Annotated in this window: 19 protein-coding genes; 9 read left to right on the top strand and 10 right to left on the bottom strand. The window is 70.3% G+C overall.

Annotation, left to right across the window (positions count from 1 at the left end):
- Positions 1-103 precede the first annotated feature (103 nt).
- Positions 104-2,650: an aminopeptidase N gene (pepN, locus tag QDS12_RS12950; protein ID WP_279879461.1), complete on the top strand. Its 2,547-nt coding sequence runs from the start codon at positions 104-106 to the stop codon at positions 2,648-2,650.
- 70 nt (positions 2,651-2,720) lie between these two features.
- Here the strand turns inward: pepN and QDS12_RS12945 are convergent, their stop codons facing one another.
- Entirely contained in the window at positions 2,721-3,086 is a 366-nt protein-coding gene (locus QDS12_RS12945) for a DUF5130 family protein (RefSeq protein WP_279879459.1), read from the bottom strand.
- Positions 3,073-3,432: a hypothetical protein gene (locus tag QDS12_RS12940; RefSeq protein ID WP_279879458.1), complete on the bottom strand. Its 360-nt coding sequence runs from the start codon at positions 3,430-3,432 to the stop codon at positions 3,073-3,075. The genes QDS12_RS12945 and QDS12_RS12940 overlap by 14 nt, the downstream gene beginning before the upstream one ends.
- Positions 3,433-3,505: 73 nt before the next feature.
- Here QDS12_RS12940 and QDS12_RS12935 point away from each other — a divergent pair, with 73 nt between their 5' ends.
- The gene (locus tag QDS12_RS12935) at positions 3,506-4,528 is read left to right on the top strand and encodes a mechanosensitive ion channel family protein (protein WP_279879457.1); all 1,023 of its coding nucleotides are present in this window, start codon (positions 3,506-3,508) and stop codon (positions 4,526-4,528) included.
- A gap of 67 nt (positions 4,529-4,595) precedes the next feature.
- Here the strand turns inward: QDS12_RS12935 and QDS12_RS12930 are convergent, their stop codons facing one another.
- Positions 4,596-5,021, bottom strand: a complete 426-nt coding sequence (locus tag QDS12_RS12930; protein ID WP_279879455.1) for an OsmC family peroxiredoxin — start codon at positions 5,019-5,021, stop codon at positions 4,596-4,598.
- A 125-nt stretch (positions 5,022-5,146) separates the two neighbouring features.
- On the opposite strand from QDS12_RS12930, the gene QDS12_RS12925 reads away from it, so the two are divergent.
- The 3 genes from QDS12_RS12925 (at position 5,147) to QDS12_RS12915 (ending at position 6,932) form a co-directional block, all read left to right on the top strand.
- Positions 5,147-5,536, top strand: a complete 390-nt coding sequence (locus QDS12_RS12925; RefSeq protein WP_279879454.1) for a globin — start codon at positions 5,147-5,149, stop codon at positions 5,534-5,536.
- A 203-nt stretch (positions 5,537-5,739) separates the two neighbouring features.
- Positions 5,740-6,390, top strand: a complete 651-nt coding sequence (locus QDS12_RS12920; protein ID WP_279879453.1) for a hypothetical protein — start codon at positions 5,740-5,742, stop codon at positions 6,388-6,390.
- Positions 6,387-6,932, top strand: a complete 546-nt coding sequence (locus tag QDS12_RS12915; RefSeq protein WP_279879452.1) for a sigma-70 family RNA polymerase sigma factor — start codon at positions 6,387-6,389, stop codon at positions 6,930-6,932. Before QDS12_RS12920 ends, QDS12_RS12915 begins: the two co-directional genes overlap by 4 nt.
- A 17-nt stretch (positions 6,933-6,949) precedes the next feature.
- On the opposite strand, the gene QDS12_RS12910 is transcribed toward QDS12_RS12915, so the two are convergent.
- Positions 6,950-7,807, bottom strand: coding sequence for a thioesterase family protein (locus tag QDS12_RS12910; RefSeq protein WP_279879451.1), 858 nt, complete (start codon positions 7,805-7,807; stop codon positions 6,950-6,952).
- Positions 7,808-7,903: 96 nt separating this feature from the next.
- Here QDS12_RS12910 and QDS12_RS12905 point away from each other — a divergent pair, with 96 nt between their 5' ends.
- Both QDS12_RS12905 and QDS12_RS12900 read left to right on the top strand, forming a co-directional pair.
- Entirely contained in the window at positions 7,904-9,127 is a 1,224-nt protein-coding gene (locus QDS12_RS12905) for an acetyl-CoA C-acetyltransferase (protein ID WP_279879450.1), read from the top strand.
- A 26-nt stretch (positions 9,128-9,153) separates the two neighbouring features.
- On the top strand, positions 9,154-9,645 hold the full coding sequence (locus tag QDS12_RS12900) for a MarR family transcriptional regulator (RefSeq protein ID WP_279879449.1): 492 nt from the start codon (positions 9,154-9,156) through the stop codon (positions 9,643-9,645).
- Positions 9,646-9,764: 119 nt separating this feature from the next.
- Here QDS12_RS12900 and ettA read toward each other — a convergent pair whose 3' ends face one another.
- Positions 9,765-11,447, bottom strand: coding sequence for an energy-dependent translational throttle protein EttA (gene ettA / locus QDS12_RS12895; RefSeq protein WP_279879448.1), 1,683 nt, complete (start codon positions 11,445-11,447; stop codon positions 9,765-9,767).
- A 66-nt stretch (positions 11,448-11,513) separates the two neighbouring features.
- Between ettA and QDS12_RS12890 the strand changes: the two genes are divergently transcribed.
- Both QDS12_RS12890 and QDS12_RS12885 read left to right on the top strand, forming a co-directional pair.
- On the top strand, positions 11,514-12,014 hold the full coding sequence (locus QDS12_RS12890) for a SigE family RNA polymerase sigma factor (protein WP_279879447.1): 501 nt from the start codon (positions 11,514-11,516) through the stop codon (positions 12,012-12,014).
- Positions 12,011-12,874, top strand: a complete 864-nt coding sequence (locus tag QDS12_RS12885; protein WP_279879446.1) for a hypothetical protein — start codon at positions 12,011-12,013, stop codon at positions 12,872-12,874. The genes QDS12_RS12890 and QDS12_RS12885 overlap by 4 nt, the downstream gene beginning before the upstream one ends.
- Here the strand turns inward: QDS12_RS12885 and QDS12_RS12880 are convergent.
- The 5 genes from QDS12_RS12880 to QDS12_RS12860 form a co-directional block, all read right to left on the bottom strand.
- Entirely contained in the window at positions 12,863-13,345 is a 483-nt protein-coding gene (locus QDS12_RS12880) for a single-stranded DNA-binding protein (protein WP_279879445.1), read from the bottom strand. The genes QDS12_RS12885 and QDS12_RS12880 overlap by 12 nt on opposite strands.
- Positions 13,346-13,511: 166 nt before the next feature.
- Positions 13,512-14,435 carry an ABC transporter substrate-binding protein gene (locus QDS12_RS12875; RefSeq protein ID WP_279879444.1) on the bottom strand — a complete coding sequence of 308 codons (924 nt, stop codon included), beginning with the start codon at positions 14,433-14,435 and terminating at the stop codon, positions 13,512-13,514.
- A 34-nt stretch (positions 14,436-14,469) separates the two neighbouring features.
- On the bottom strand, positions 14,470-15,117 hold the full coding sequence (locus tag QDS12_RS12870; protein WP_279879443.1) for an ABC transporter permease subunit: 648 nt from the start codon (positions 15,115-15,117) through the stop codon (positions 14,470-14,472).
- Entirely contained in the window at positions 15,117-15,758 is a 642-nt protein-coding gene (locus QDS12_RS12865) for an ABC transporter permease (protein WP_279879442.1), read from the bottom strand. The genes QDS12_RS12870 and QDS12_RS12865 overlap by 1 nt, the downstream gene beginning before the upstream one ends.
- Complete coding sequence (locus tag QDS12_RS12860) at positions 15,755-16,567, bottom strand: ATP-binding cassette domain-containing protein (protein WP_279879441.1); 813 nt, start codon at positions 16,565-16,567, stop codon at positions 15,755-15,757. The genes QDS12_RS12865 and QDS12_RS12860 overlap by 4 nt, the downstream gene beginning before the upstream one ends.
- Positions 16,568-16,570: the final 3 nt, after the last annotated feature.

The raw sequence follows: 16,570 nt of genomic DNA, 5'->3' as shown, positions 1-16,570 counted from the left end.
TCAACGCGACACGCCGTCGGAAGAACTACAATGTTGTAGTTTTCGAGGGCCTGGTGAGGGGTCACGAAAAAGCGACTTCCGTCACCGTGCGAGGATGCGCCCCATGCCAGGAACGAACCTCACCCGGGCCGAGGCCGCCGACCGCGCCGCCCTTCTCGACGTCACCTCCTACGACGTCTCGCTGGACCTCACCACGGGTTCCACCACCTTCGCCTCGACGACCACCCTCGTCTTCACCGCGACCACTCCCGGAGCCACGACCTTCGCGGACCTCGTGGGCGCCACCGTCCACGAGATCACGCTCAACGGCACGTCGCTCGACCCCGCCACGGCGTACGCCGACAGCCGGATCACCCTCCCCGACCTGGCCGCGGAGAACACGCTCGTCGTCAAGGCCGACTGCACCTACAGCCACACCGGCGAGGGCCTGCACCGCTTCGTGGACCCGGCCGACGACCGCGTCTACACCTACACGCAGTTCGAGGTCCCGGACGCCCGGCGTGTCTTCACGACGTTCGAGCAGCCCGACCTGAAGGCGCCGTTCACCTTCCACGTCACCGCCCCGGAGAGCTGGACGGTCGTGTCCAACTCCCCCACGCCGACGCCGGAGCAGCTCGGTGAGGGCAAGGCGGTCTGGCACTTCGAGCCGACCAAGCGCATGTCGACCTACATCACGGCGATCATCGCCGGCGAGTACCACGGCGTCTTCGACACCTACGAGGGCAAGAACGGCCCGATCGAGCTCGGCCACTACTGCCGCCAGTCCCTGGTGCCCTACCTCGACCGCGACGAGATCGTGAAGCTCACCAAGCAGGGCTTCGAGTTCTTCGAGGAGACCTTCGACTTCCCCTACCCGTTCGGCAAGTACGACCAGCTCTACGTGCCGGAGTACAACATGGGCGCGATGGAGAACGCCGGCGCCGTGACGCTGCGCGACGAGTACCTCCCCCGCTCCCGGCAGCCGCGCTCGTTCTACGAGTTCCGCGCCAGCGTGATCCTGCACGAGATGGCGCACATGTGGTTCGGCGACCTCGTCACCATGAAGTGGTGGGACGACCTCTGGCTGAACGAGTCGTTCGCCGAGTGGGCCTGCTACCACGCCGAGGTGGAGGCGACCGAGTTCACCGACTCCTGGACCGGCTTCGCCAACGCCCGCAAGATCACCGGCTACACGCAGGACCAGCTGCCGACGACGCACCCGATCGCCGCCGACAACTACGACCTGCAGGCGGTCGAGGTCAACTTCGACATGATCACCTACGCCAAGGGCGCGTCGGTGCTCAAGCAGCTCGTCGCCTGGGTCGGTCTCGACCCGTTCCTCGCCGGCCTGCGCACCTACTTCAAGGAGTTCGCCTACGGCAACGCGACCTTCGGCGACCTGCTGCGCCACCTCGAGTCGGCCTCCGGCCGTGAGCTCCAGGGCTGGGCGCAGGAGTGGCTGCAGACCGCTGGCGTCAACACGCTCACGCCGGAGTTCACGCTCGCGGCCGACGGGACCTACGAGTCGATCGCGATCCGCCAGACCGCGAACCCCGACTGGCCGACGCTGCGCCGGCACCGGGTCGGCGTCGGCCTCTACAACGCCGACGCCGACGGCTCGATCGTGCGCACCGACTACGTCGAGGTCGACGTCGAGGGCGAGCTGACCGAGCTCGAGGAGCTCGTCGGCAAGGCGCAGCCCGATCTCCTGCTGCTCAACGACAGCGACCTGACCTACGCGAAGATCCGCCTCGACGAGCGCTCCCTCGGCACCGCGCTCACCGGCCTCGCGAAGATCTCCGACTCGCTCGCCCGCGCGCTCATCTGGAGCGCCGCCTGGGACATGACCCGCGACGCCGAGATGGCTGTCAGCGACTACGTCGACCTCGTCCTGGCCAACATCGGCCACGAGACCGACGCGTGGGGCGTCACGCGCATCCCGACCAACGCCGCGCTGGCCGTGTCGACGTACTCGGCTCCGGCGAAGCGCGCGGCGACCGCCGCCCGCTGGGAGTCCGGTCTGCGGGGGCTCATCGACACCGCCGCTCCGCACAGCGACCACCAGCTCACCTTCGTGCGGGCCTTCGCCGCCGCGGCTCACACCGACGGTGCCGTCGCCGACCTGAAGGCGCTGCTCGACGGCAGCCTCTCCTTCGAGGGGCTCGAGGTCGACCAGGACCTGCGCTGGTCGCTCATCGTCGGGCTGGCCCGTGCCGGCGCGTTCGGTGAGGCGGAGATCGCCGCCGAGCTCGAGCGCGACAACACCATCTCCGGGCAGGAGAAGGCCGCCGCGGCCCGGGCATCGCGACCGGACGCCGACGCGAAGGCAGCCGCCTGGGAGGCGGCGGTGGTCAGCACCAGCACGCCCAACGAGACCGCGCGCGAGATCTCGCTGTCCTTCAACCAGCCTCGGCAGGACGAGGTCCTGGCGCCGTACGTCGACCGCTACTTCGAGGCCGCCGACACGATCTGGGAGCACCTCGGGACCCACAAGGCGTCGGTGGCGCTGGCCGGGCTCTTCCCGAAGTTCGCCGCCTCGCCGGCGCTCCTCGAGAAGGCCGACGCGTGGCTGGAGCGCTCCTCGGCCGAGCCGGCCGCCCAGCGTTATGTCCGGGAGGGCCGCGACGCCGCCGCCCGCGCCCTTGCCGCCCAGGCGAAGGACGCCGAGTAAGGCTCACGCAACGCAGATCGGGGCCGCCAGGAGCAATCCTGGTCGGCCCCGATCGGCGTCTGTCAGCAGGTCAGGTGCGGGCGTGGTCAGCCAGCATCGCGATGCCGGCGCGCAGGCCGCCGACCAGGTCGCCCTCGGCGAACGAGGAGCGCATCGTCTCCGCGGCCAGCGTCGCCTCCGCGTCGGAGAGCGTGCGGCGGACCCAGCCGCCGGTGACGATCTCGAGGACCCGGCGATCCGGGTCGACGACGATCATGATGCTGCGCGTGGGGGCCACGAGCGTGTTGTGCAGCTGCGTCGCGAACGCATGGGTGTCGTCGCCGTCGACCGGGCCGACGTAGACGGAGAACTCAGCGCGGGACTGCAGCTCCGCCTTGCGGATGGACTCCTCGACGGCGTACCGCTGCCCCGTCGTCAGGCGGTCACCAGCGGGCACTGGCTCCGCCTGCCTTCGACTCCTCGCTGTCGGGACCGGCCAGCTCGGAGGTGCCCTGACGGGGACCGCCCAGCCACTGGCCGCCGGCGTGACCGCCGGTGATGCCCTCGCCCTTGACCAGGCCAGGGAGCGCGGCCAGCAGGCTGATGATGATCGCGAGGCCGACCGGGATGGCGAGGATGAGGACGAGCAGGTGGCCCCAGCTCATGTGGGTATCGGGTGCCCAGCCCTCCGGTACGTCGGCCGAGGCGGGACCCGCCCCGACGATGACACCAGCGGCGGTGGCGGCGACGAGCGAGGCCGTCACGGCGGCCCGGCGGACGAAGGTCTGCTGCGGGATGGTCACGGGCGCCAGGATATCGGCATCGGGCCCGGCGGCTGAACCGGGGACTTGATTCGGGGTCGCCATACTGGGGGCCATGCTCACGACGGCCACCACCGCCATGACCGCGACTGCCCCACCCCTCACCTCTCCCGGCGCCCACACCGGCTGGCTCCAGCAGCTCGCCACCTGCCAGGAGGGCGAGGACATCTGTCAGCAGGTCTTCGACTGGACCCACAACCAGACCGCCGCCGACGCCGCGGACATCGCCATCGGCAAGCCGCTCGCGATCATCGCCCTCGTCGCGCTGGCCCTGCTGATCCGCTGGGTGCTGTTCAAGCTGGTCAACCGGGTCGTCAAGCGGGCCGAGGCGGGGGTCCTCCCGGACCGGCTGAGCGACCGGTTCGCGAGCGCCAACGCGACCCGTCGGGTGCAGCGTGCCAAGACGATGGGCGACCTGCTCAAGAGCGTCCTCACCGGCATCCTCATCGCCGTCTTCGGGACGATGATCCTCGACCAGGTCGGGGTCAACATCGCGCCGATCATCGCCAGCGCCGGCATCGTCGGCATCGCGCTCGGCTTCGGCGCCCAGTCGCTGGTCAAGGACTTCCTGTCCGGCGTGTTCATGATCTTCGAGGACCAGTACGGCGTCGGTGACGTCATCAACCTCGGCGAGGCGTCCGGGACCGTCGAGGCCGTCTCTCTGCGGGTGACCCGGCTGCGCGACGTCAACGGCACGGTCTGGTACGTGCCGAACGGCGAGATCCTGCGCGTCGGCAACATGAGCCAGAACTGGTCGCGCGCCGTCGTCGACGTGACGGTCGGCTACCGCGAGGACCTCGGCAAGGTGATCACGACCCTCCGCGACGCTGCCCACGACCTGTGGGAGGACGAGGACTTCAAGGGGATCATCATCGAGGAGCCCGAGGTGACCGGGGTCGAGACGCTCGGCCCCGAGTCGGTCAGCGTGCGGGTCATGGTCAAGACCGAGCCGATGGAGCAGTGGAAGGTGGCCCGCGAGCTGCGCTCCCGGATCAAGGCCCGTTTCGACCACGAGGGCATCTCGATCCCGGTCACCCAGCGGGTGCAGTGGCAGGACGAGGCGCACGCGGGCACCTGACCCTTCCGCACGCGACACGCCGTCGAGGCGGTCCGGAGGGTCAGGTGCCCGTCTCGACGTACGCCGGTCAGGCGAGTGCGGCGTCCAGCGTGATCGTGGTGCCGGCGAGCGCCTGGGAGACCGGGCAGTTGGTCTTGGCGTCCTCGGCGAGCCGGACGAACGTGTCGTTGTCGAGGCCCTCGACGACGCCGCGCACGGTGAGCTTGATGCCGGTGATGCCGGTGCCGGGCGTGAACTCGACGTCCGCGTTGACCGTCAGCTTGGTCGCCGGGGTGTCATTGCCTGCGAGGCCGTTGGAGAAGGCCATCGAGAAGCACGACGAGTGGGCGGCCGCGATCAGCTCCTCGGGGCTGGTCTTGCCGCCGGGCGCCTCCGCGCGGGAGACCCACGTGACGTCGTAGGTACCGAGGCCGGACGAGTCGAGCGTGACCTTGCCGGCGCCCTCGAAGAGGGTGCCCTCCCAGACGGTCGTGGCGGTGCGGGTCGTGGGCATGTGCGATCTCCCTTGTGGTGGTGGGGAACGGGTCGCTGCCGATCCTTGCACGGCTGCGACGGCGTGCAACCGGGCGCCGGGTCCCCCGCCCGCCCGCTGCTTCCGTGGTGGGCGAGAATGGCCGGGTGACCGAGCAGCAGGCAGCCAGCTTCTACGACGAGATCGGCGGCCACGAGACGATGCGGCGCATCGTCGCGAAGTTCTACGAAGGCGTCGCCGACGACCCGGTGCTCCGGCCGATGTACCCCGAGGAGGACCTCGGTCCGGCGGAGGAGCGCTTCCTCCTCTTCCTGACCCAGTACTGGGGCGGCCCGACGACGTACTCCGAGCAGCGCGGCCACCCGCGCCTGCGGATGCGCCACGCACCCTTCGCCGTGACCGCCGAGGCCCGTGACCACTGGCTCGCGAACTTCCGCGCCGCCCTCGACTCCGTCGGGCTCCCCCCGGAGCAGGACGCCCGCTTCTGGGAGTACGTCACCCACGCCGCCCAGTTCATGATCAACACCCCCGGCTGAGATTTCTCGCAAGCGGATGTAACGCCTCCAGCCTGCGGTGACAGGTACCGACCGCACGACACTTTCTCGCACCTGTCACGGAGGATCCGCATGCAGAGCACCGAGGCTGCGCAGCCTGTGCCCGCACCCCACGGTGCGACGACCCGAGGCGCGGTCCGCTGACCGCGTTCCCCCTCGACTGGACTCCACAGAGAATGGCCCCCATGGACGAACTTCCCGAGCTCCGCGCCACAGTCCCGGCGCTCGAGCCCGACCCCGTTCTCCTGGCCCAGCTCGTGGAGCTCAGCGCAGCGAGCGCGGCGGCATCCGCCCGCCGTTCACCGCTGCGTCCGGTTCGAGTGCTCGCCATGGGAGCGGCGGCACTCGGGCTGGTGGCCGCGACGTCGTGGATCGCGGGAGCCCTGCCGGGGGTGCCATCCCCCATCGCACCGAACCCGGCACCCCCTCCCGCACACACGACGCCCGCCGCGCCGAGCCGCACCAGCGACCCCCACGCACCTGGTGCGGACCTCGGTCCCACGTCCGGCGCCTCCGGTCCCCACACCGAGGCGCCGGGCGTGGCCACGCCCAGCAGCATCCCGAGCTCCTCCCCGCACGCCCAGGGCACGGACCACCCGAACGGTCCGCGTGGCAACGCCTTCGGCAACGGGTCCGGCAAGCATCCCGACCACGTCCGGCACCCTGGCCGGGCTGTCGGTCAGCACCAGCACCGCCACGGTCGGCGGGCCAAGGGTTCGCCCGGGACCGGACACCAGCACACCCCGACGGCCTCGGCCTCGCCGTCGCCGGAGTGGTCGTCGGGCCAACCGACGAAGACGCCCCAGCCGACGAGCGAGCCGACGACCGGTCCGTGAGAGACGACGACCGCACCGTCGCCGCAGCCAAGCAAGGCGACCCGGACGCCTGGCGTGAGCTCTACCGAGCACACGCCGGGCGCTTGGTCGTGTGGCTGCAGCGGCGGCCACTGGCCGACGGCGCGGTCACGGCCGAGGACGTGGCCGCGGAGACCTGGCTGACGGCCGCGAGCAAGATCGCCGGCTTCGCCGGGTCGTCCGACGAGTTCGCCGGCTGGCTCTTCGGGATCTCCCGCAACCTCGAGGCCAACGCGCGGCGACGCGACAGCCGCCGCCGCACGACGCCGCTCGCCGAGGTCGAGCCGGACCCGGTTCCCGGTCCCGAGCCGGCGTACGTCGCCCAGGACTGGGTCCGCTCCGCGCTGTCAGGGCTCCCGGAGCGGGAGCGCGACGTCGTGACCTGCCTCGACGTGATCGGGCTCGACGTCGCCACGACCGCGACCGCGCTCGGCATCAGCCACGTCGCCGTACGGGTCGCCCGGCACCGCGGTCTCAAGCGACTCCGCGGCCTCGTCGGGGTGCCCTCGGGAGTGATGGGGTAGCGGGGTCGCGAGAGGTCTCAGCCGGCGACGAGCTCGGCGAGCACCTCTCGGAGCTCGGCCGGCGGCTCGGTGCTGCGCTCGGTCGCGGGATCGAAGAACACCATGACGAAACGGCCGCGGGCGAGCAGCTCGTCCTCGGCGAGGATCTCCGCCTCCATCACCATGGACCTCCGGCCGAGCCGGGAGATCCACGTGTTGAGGTCGTAGGCCTCGGGCCGGAACAGGATCGGGCGACGGTAGGCGACGTCCGACTGCGCGACGACCATCGCCGGCGCCGACGTCATGTCGACGCGCTGGCGCAGCTTGCCGACCGCCGAGACCCGCGCCTCCTGGAAGTACTCGAAGTACTTCACGTTGTTGACGTGCCCGTAGGCGTCAACGTCCGAGAAGCGCACGTGCAGCGGGTAGTGGCCGAGCTCGGTGCGGTGCGGCTCGCCGAACGCGGTCGTGGGTGTCTCCGCGGGCTCGAGGTAGGGCTCCAGCGACGCGCGCTCCTCGGGCGTGATGCGCCGGGGCCGCTCGGTGGCGAAGACGTACGGCGCCAGCACGCTGGTGGCCCGGAGGTGGACGGTGCGCTCCCCGGCGACCTCGCGGAAGACCTCGTAGGCGAGCGTGAAGCTCGCCGGACGGATCTCGGTCGCCCAGACCTCGACCAGCACGGGGGTGAAGTCGAAGAGCAGCGGCGCGACGTAGTGGACCTGGTGGCTGACCACCACGACGCCCTCGGCGAGGTTGTCGGTCTGCCGGCTGCGCGCGTGGATGCGCAGCATGTCGACCCGCGCCTCCTGCAGGTAGTCGACATACGTCACGTTGTTGACGTGGCCGAGCATGTCGAGGTCGGCCCAGCGCATCGGGCACTCGTAGAGGTGGCGCACGTGCGTGAGTCTGTCATCCGGCATACCGTGGCGGACCGGTGCCCCTGTAGGGTGCCGAGGACCTTCGTTACTCGCGAGTAATCACTGGAGAGCGCCATGCCCGAAGCCGTCATCGTCTCTGCGACCCGCTCCCCCATCGGGCGCGCCAACAAGGGATCCCTCAAGGACTTCCGCCCCGACGACCTGACGGCCCTGATCGCGCAGGCGGCCCTCGACAAGGTCCCGCAGCTCGACCCGAACACGATCGACGACTTCCTGCTCGGGTGCGGCCTGCCGGGCGGCGAGTCCGGAAACAACATGGGCCGCAACGTCCCCGTGCTGCTCGGCTACGACAATGTGCCCGGCACGACCGTCACCCGCTACTGCTCGTCCTCCGTGCAGACGACACGGATGGCCTTCCACGCCATCATGGCCGGCGAGGGCGACGTGTTCGTCTCCGCCGGTGTCGAGACGGTCTCGCGCTTCAGCAAGGGCACCTCCGACCACTGGCCGGACACGAACAACCCGCTGTTCGCGGACGCCACCGCGCGCACCAAGTCCACCGCCGAGGCCGGCAACGCCGCCGGCAGCTGGCACGACCCGCGCGAGGACGGCCGGCTGCCCGACGTCTACATCGCCATGGGGCAGACCGCCGAGAACGTCGCCACGCTCCGCGGCCTGGACCGCAAGGAGCTCGACGAGTTCGCGGTGCGCTCGCAGAACCTGGCCGAGAAGGCCATCGCCGACGGCTTCTGGGCCCGCGAGATCACTCCGGTGACCGCGCCCGACGGCACGGTCGTCTCCGCGGACGACGGCCCGCGCGCCGGGGTCACCTACGACGCCATCTCCCAGCTGCAGCCGGTCTTCCGGCCCGACGGCGTCGTCACCGCCGGCAACTGCTGCCCACTCAACGACGGCGCGGCCGCCGTCGTGATCATGTCCGACACCAGGGCCGCCGAGCTCGGCATCACGCCCCTCGCCCGGATCGTCTCCACGGGAGTCTCCGGACTCTCCCCCGAGATCATGGGCCTCGGTCCGGTCGAGGCGTCGAAGCGTGCCCTCGCGAACGCGGGGATGTCGATCGGCGACATCGACCTCGTCGAGATCAACGAGGCGTTCGCGGCGCAGGTCGTGCCGTCGTACCAGGACCTCGGCGTCGACATCGACCGGCTCAACGTCAACGGCGGTGCGATCGCGGTCGGCCACCCGTTCGGCATGACCGGCGCCCGGCTCCAGAACACGATGCTCAACAGCCTCGAGTGGCACGACAAGACCACCGGGCTGATCACCATGTGCGTCGGCGGTGGCATGGGCATGGCGCTGATCCTGGAGCGCGTCTGAGCGCCGGGCTCTGGGACACTGGGTCGGTGACCGAGGACACCCGCTGGCTGGACCAGGACGAGCAGCGGTCCTGGCGCGCCCTGCTCATGGGCATGACGCTGCTGCGGGATCGGCTCGATGCCGACCTGCGCCGCACCTTCGACCTCTCGCTTCCCGAGTACGAGGTCCTGGTCCGACTCTCGGAGAACGACGGTCAGCTCCGGATGGCGCAGCTGGCCGATGCCATGGCCCACAGCAGGTCGCGGATCACGCACACCATCAGCAGGATGCAGAAGGCCGGCCTGGTCGAGCGCACGGAGTCACCCGAGGACGGGCGGGGCGTCATCGCCAAGATGACGGAGGACGGCCACGACCTGCTCGTCCGGGCGGCCCCCCTCCACGTCACGGGCGTGCGCGACTACCTCGTCGACCTCGTCGCCTCTGACGACTTCGCCGCGGTCGGCCGGGTGTTCAACGCCGTCTCCGACCGCCTGGTCGAGTGCCACCCCGCCATCGAGATGCGCACCCCGCCGGCCTGATCTGGCGCTGGTCGAGGTGCGAGGAGCGCCAGCGACGAGCCTCGAAACCAGGCCGAATACGACAGGGCCTTGGTTTCGAGGCTCGCGCCGCTCGCACGTCACAACCAGCGGCAGGGAGGTCAGTCGCGGGTGAGGCGACGGTGGGTGACCCGGTGCGGGCGGGCCGCCTCCAGGCCGAGGCGCTCGACCTTGTTCTCCTCGTAGGACGCGAAGTTGCCCTCGAACCAGAACCACCTGCCCTCGTCCTCCTCGTTGCCCTCCCACGCGAGGATGTGGGTGGCGATCCGGTCGAGGAACCAGCGGTCGTGGGAGGTGACCACGGCGCAGCCCGGGAAGTCGAGGAGCGCGTCCTCGAGCGAGGACAGGGTCTCGACGTCGAGGTCGTTGGTCGGCTCGTCGAGGAGCAGCATGTTGCCGCCCATCTTCAGCGTCAGCGCGAGGTTGAGGCGGTTGCGTTCGCCGCCGGAGAGGACGCCGGCCTTCTTCTGCTGGTCGGGTCCCTTGAAGCCGAACGATGCGACGTAGGCCCGGCTGTTCATCTCGAAGTTGGCGACCTTGATGAAGTCCAGGCCGTCGGAGACGACCTCCCAGACGTTCTTGTTGGGGTCGATGTTGGCCCGGGTCTGGTCGGCGTAGGAGATCTTGACCGTCTGCCCGACGACGAGCTCGCCGCTGTCGGGGGTCTCGGAGCCCGTGATCATCCGGAACAGGGTGGTCTTGCCGACGCCGTTGGGGCCGATGACGCCGACGATGCCGGCGCGCGGGAGGGTGAACGAGATGTCGTTCCAGAGCGTGCGGTCGTCGAACGCCTTCGTGAGGCCCTTCGCCTCGAGCACGACGTCACCGAGCCGCGGACCGGCCGGGATGTTGATCTCGGAGGTGTCGATCTTGCGGGCGCGGTCCGCCTCGGCCGCGAGCTCCTCGTAGCGAGCCAGACGCGACTTGGACTTCGTCTGCCGGGCCTTGGCGTTGGACCGGACCCACTCGAGCTCCTTCTCGAGCATCTTGGCGCGCTTGGCGTCCTTGGCGCCCTCGATCTTGAGGCGCTCCTTCTTCGTCTCCAGGTAGGTGGAGTAGTTGCCCTCGTAGCCGTGGATCGACCCGCGGTCGACCTCGGCGATCCACTGGGCGACGTTGTCGAGGAAGTAGCGGTCGTGGGTGACGGCCAGGACGGCGCCCGGGTAGGTCTTGAGGTGACCCTCGAGCCACTGGACCGACTCGGCGTCGAGGTGGTTGGTGGGCTCGTCGAGGAGCAGCAGGTCGGGCTGCTGCAGCAGCAGCTTGCACAGCGCGACCCGGCGGCGCTCCCCACCGGAGAGGTTGTCGACGACCGCGTCCGGCGGCGGGCAGCGCAGCGCGTCCATCGCCTGGTCGAGCCGCGAGTCGAGGTCCCACGCGTTGGCGTGGTCGAGGTCGGTCTGCAGGTCACCCATCTCGGCGAGCAGCGTGTCGAAGTCCGCGTCGGGGTTGGCCATCTCCTCGGAGATCGCGTTGTAGCGGTCGAGCTTGCCCTTGATGTCGGCGACCGCCTCCTCGACGTTCTCGAGAACGGTCTTGCCCTCCGTCAGCGGCGGCTCCTGCTGGAGCATGCCGACGGTCGCCTCGGGGTCGCGGACGATGTCACCGTTGTTGGGGTGATCGAGGCCGGCCATCAGCTTGAGCAGCGAGGACTTGCCCATGCCGTTGGGTCCGACGACGCCGATCTTGGCGCCGTGGAGGAACGAGAGGGTGACGTTGTCGAGGACGACCTTGTCGCCGTGGGCCTTGCGCACGTTGCGCAGGGAGAGGATGTACTCGGCCATGGGTCGCAAGCCTAGTGGCGAAACCAACCTGAGACCTGACCGGGGTTCCGCAGCGTCAGGAGGGACGTGGACGACACCGAGTTCGAGCGATTCGTCGCCGCCCGCTCCGGCCAGCTCTACCGCAGCGCTCTGCTGCTGACGACCTCGCCGCACGCCGCGGAGGACCTGCTGCAGACGGCCCTGACCAAGGCGTACGTCGCCTGGCCGCGGGTGCGCGCGGCCGACGACCCCGTCGCCTACGTCCACGGCGTGCTGCTCAAGGCGTTCCTCTCCGACCGCCGCCGACGCAGCAGCACCGAGCTGGCCGTGGCCGAGCCGACCGACGTGCCGGTGCCCGGCGTCGATCCGAGCGAGCGACTCGCGCTCATGGCCGCCCTGCGCGACCTCGCGCCGCTGGACCGGGCGGTCGTGGTCCTGCGGTTCTGGGAGGACCACAGCGTCGCCGAGACAGCCCGCCAGCTCGGCCTGTCCGAGGCAGCGGTGAAGAACCGCTGCCTGCGCGCCCTCCGCACCCTGCGCGGACTCCTCACCGACTCCTTTCCGACCTCACCCCGGAGCGCCCGATGAGCACTGACCTCGACGACCTGACCCCTGACGACCTGGCCGACCTCGACGACCTCCGCGATCTCATGGCCCGCGCTCTCGACGACGTGGACGTGCCGGTCGGCCGGATGCACGACCGCGCGGCGGTCGACGGCCGTCGACTGCGCCGCCGGCGCAGTGCGCTGGTCGGAGTCGGTGGCCTGGCCACCGCGGCGGCGGTCGCGGTGTTCGCCGTGCCCCTGACCGGCGGCGACACCACCGCACGCGACGACGGCTACGCCGGCGGTCACAACCGGGCCGCCGACTCGGTGCCGTTCGTCGCCAAACCGGGGTACTGGGACATGCCGGTCGCCGAGATCGCCAGCCGCCTCACCGACCTCCTCCCCCAGCGGGTCAGCCTCACGTCGTACGAGCGGACGAACACCGACCATGCGCCTGGCGAGTCCGACGTCGTCATCGGCTACCTGACCGGCACCCTCTCCGGCAGGACCGGCCCGGGGAGCGTCGAGGTGATGCTCACCCAGCTGTCAGACCAGGCGCAGCGCGACGGGGCGGTCAGCCAGGGCGAGACATGGGGCGACCAGGATCTCAGCTGCCCGCCTGAGCTCAGCTCACCTGACATCGAGGTGAGGACCTGCGCCACCAGGTCGGACGCGTCCGGCAGGGTGGTCGAGCGCGAGCTGGAGATGGTCGACCACGGAGTCACCTACCGCGAGGTCAAGATCGTGGCCCGGGGTGGAGTCGTCTACGCGGCGACCGCGAACTCGACCCAGCGCAAGTGGACCGCCCCGCCGTCCGCGAGCCGCAACCCGTTGACGCTGGACCAGCTGGCCCGGATCGCGACGTCGCCGGTCTGGACGAGCTGGGCGCCGTCAGGCAGCTGACGGGTCGGCCCGCCAGTCGCCGACCGGGTCCGGCTGCGGCTCCGCGGTCGCTGAGGCGGGCTCACCGGTCGCGCCGACGCCGGCGTCCGGCGCGGCGACCTCGCGCTGCGCCCTCTCGTTGCGCACCAGGCGAGTGGTGCCGTGGCGCAGGTCGTGGCCGACGGAGGTCGCCTCGATCTCCAGGGACGTGCGCTCGACCCCGTCCTGCGCCGTCCAGCTGTGGACGTTGAGCCGGCCGACGACCGACACGCCGTCGCCCTTGACGAGCGATCCGGCCACGTTGCGAGCCATCCCGCGCCAGGCGTTGACGGTGTACCACTGCGTCGGCGCATCCACCCACTGCCCGGTGCGGCGGTTGAAGTAGCGCGGCGTGCAGCCGAGCCTGAAGGTCGCGACCTCGGTCTCCCCCGCCTTCTTCAGCGACACGGCGCCGCCGACGAAGCCCTGCACAGTGATCTGGGTGTCGTTCATGGTTTCACTCCTCCGGTCGGGTGCGGGCCCGACGGACCCGCTCGTCTCCGACCTTCTGCACCACGTCCGACACTCCCCGTCCGCGGCCGTGCGCCCTGGGGAGAACGCAGCAGCGGGCCGCTCTGTGGAGACAGAGCGGCCCGCCGTGGGGCTGATGTGCCGGGCGTCAGGCGAGCCCGTTCTTCTGCAGCCATTCCTTCGCGACGTCGGCCGCCGTCGGCTTGGAGTCGGCCGCGAAGGCGGTGTTGAGGGCGAGCAGCTCCTCCGTCGTCAGCTTCGCCGAGACGGCGTCGAGCGCCTGCGACACCTTGTCGCTGTCGGCTTCGTCGCGGATGAGCGGGACGACGTTCTGCGCGGCGATGAGGTTCTTCGGGTCCTCCAGCGTCACCAGCTTGTTCTGGCTGATCGACGGCGTCGTCGAGTAGATGTCGGCGACGTCGACCTTGCCCGAGGTGAGCGCCTTCAGGGTCGCCGGACCGCCACCGTCGTTGATCGCCGTGAAGGAGATGTCCTTGATGCCGTAGACATTCTCGAGGCCGGGGATGCCGTAGGCCCGCGTCTTGAACTCCGGGTTCGCCGCGAGCTTCAGCCCCTTGACCTGGGCGAGGTCGGCGATCGAGGCGACGCCGTTCTTCTGGGCGAAGTCGGAGGTGACGTTGAGCGAGTCCTTGTCCTCGCCCGGAGCCGGCGTCAGCACCTTCAGCCCGCTCGGCAGTGCCTTGCCGAGGGCGGTGTTGACGTCGTCGGGCGCCGTCGCGGTCGCGCTCTGGTCGAAGAAGAGCAGCAGGTTGCCGGTGTACTCCGGGATGAGGTCGATCGTCCCGTCCTTGATCGCGCCGATGTAGGCCTCCCGCGCGCCGATGTCGAGCTTGGTGGAGGCGTTGACGCCCTTGGCCTTCAGCGCCTGGGCGTAGATCTCGGCCAGGATCTCGCTCTCGCCGAACGCGGCGGAGCCGACGACGATCGACTTTGAGCCACCCCCACCGGAGGATCCCGAGTCGTCGGACTTGGTCGGATCGTTGCCGCAGGCCGCGAGGCTGAGCGCCAGGACTGCGGCCGTGAGAGCGCCGAGGGTACGGGTGAGCTTCATGGTCGTTCTCTCTTCTCGGATGGGTACTGCCGGATCAGGCTGGTGCGAGTCGTTGGAGAAGTGCGAAGGTCCCGTCGAGCACGAGGGCGAGCACGACGATGACGAGGGAACCACCCAGCATCTGCGGATAGTCCCGGATGGCGACGCCGTCGATGACGTAGCGGCCCAGGCCGCCGAGACCGATGTAGGCGGCGACGGTCGCCGTGGCGACGACCTGGAGCACGGCGGAGCGCAGGCCGCCGAGCAGCAGCGGCAGCCCGAGCGGGACCTCGACCCGGGTGAGCACCTGCCACTCGGTCATGCCGATGCCCCGCGCGGCGTCGACCGTACGCCGGTCCACCGACTCGACCCCGGCATAGGCGCCGGCGAGCAGCGGCGGGATCGCGAGGACCACCAGCGCCGTGATCGGAGGTGTGAGCCCGATGCCCCGCCAGAGGACGACGAGCGTCAGCAGCCCGAGTGTCGGCAGCGCGCGCAGCGCTCCGGTGAGGCCGACAGCGAGCCCGCGGAGCCGGCCCGTGTGACCGATCCAGAGACCCAGCGGCACGGCGATGGCCACGGCGACGACGACCGTGAGCGCGGTGTAGCCGAGGTGCTGGACGAAGCGGTGCGGGATGCCGTCCTCACCGTGCCACTGCGCGCTGGTCGTGAACCAGGTCCAGGTCTGGCCGAAGACGCCCATCAGACGACCTTCCCGCGCGCCCACGGCAGGAGCACTCGCCCGAGGAGGACCCAGCACGCATCCAGCACCAGCGCGAGTGCGACGACGAGCACCATCCCGACGATGATCTCGGTGTTGAAGTAGCGCTGGAAGCCCTCGGTGAACAGCGACCCGAGGTTGCTCACCCCCACCAGGGCGCCGATCGTCACCAGGCTGACGGTCGAGACCGACGCGACCCGGATCCCGGCGAGCATCGCCGGCCCCGCGAGCGGGAGCTCGACGGTGAACGCCCGCTGCCACCGCGAGTAGCCGCTGGCGGACGCGGAGTCGAGCACCTCGGCCGGTACCTGCCCGAACGCGTCGGCGACAGTGCGCACGAGCAGCGCGAGGGCGTAGATGGTCAGCGTGATCGCCACGTTGATCGGGTCGAGGAAGCTGGTGCCGATGATGCTCGGGATGATGACGAGCAGCGGCAGCGACGGGATCGAGTAGAGCACGCCGCCGAAGCTCAGCGCCGGCGCGCGGAAACCGCGGAAGCGGCTCGCGTACCACCCCACCGGCAGCGCCAGCAGGAAGCCGAGGACGACCGGCAGCACGCTGAGCCAGAGGTGCTGCCACGTCAGGTCGACGAGCCGGTCCTGGTTCGCCCGGACCCAGGTCATGGCGCGAGGACGCCCGTCGGTCGGCCCTGCTCGTCGACGACGACCTGCTGACCGTCGACCTCCTTGATCCGCAGCTTGCGGTGGCCCCTGTCGAGCCCGACGAAGCTGCTGACGAAGTCGTCGGCCGGCGACGCGAGGATCTCGGCGGGCGTGCCGACCTGGGCGACCACGCCACCCTTGCGCAGGATGACGACCTGGTCGCCGAGGAGGAACGCCTCCTCGATGTCATGGGTGACGAAGAGGATCGTCTTGCCCAGCTCCTGCTGCAGCTCGAGCATCTGCTGCTGCAGGTCGGCGCGGACGATCGGGTCCACGGCGCCGAACGGCTCGTCCATCAGCAGGATGTTGGGGTCGGCGACGAGGCCGCGCGCGACTCCCACGCGCTGCTGCTGGCCGCCGGAGAGCTGGCCGGGGTACTTGCGCGCGAGGTCGGCCTCGAGGCCGACGCGCTCGAGCGCGACGAGGGCGCGCTCCCGCGCTTCCTTCTTGTGTACGCCGGCCAGGCGGAGTGGCGTCGCGACGTTGTCCACGACCTTGCGGTGCGGGAGCAGCCCGGCCTGCTGCATGACGTAGCCGATGCTGCGGCGCAGGGCGACCGGCTCACGCGTCGCGACGTCGACGTCGTCGATGAGAACCTGACCGGACGTCGGGTCGACCATCCGGTTGACCATCCGCAACAGGGTCGTCTTGCCACACCCGGACGAGCCGACGAGGACGGTGGTCGTCCGCGACGGGATGGTCAGGCTGAAGTCACCGACGGCGGCCGGCCCGTCGTCGTAGGTCTTGGCGATGGACCTGTACTCGATCATGCG

Origin of the sequence: Nocardioides sp. CER19 (assembly GCF_029846275.1) — a bacterium.
Taxonomy (GTDB): domain Bacteria; phylum Actinomycetota; class Actinomycetes; order Propionibacteriales; family Nocardioidaceae; genus Nocardioides.
This window is presented reverse-complemented; position numbering and strand designations above follow the sequence as displayed.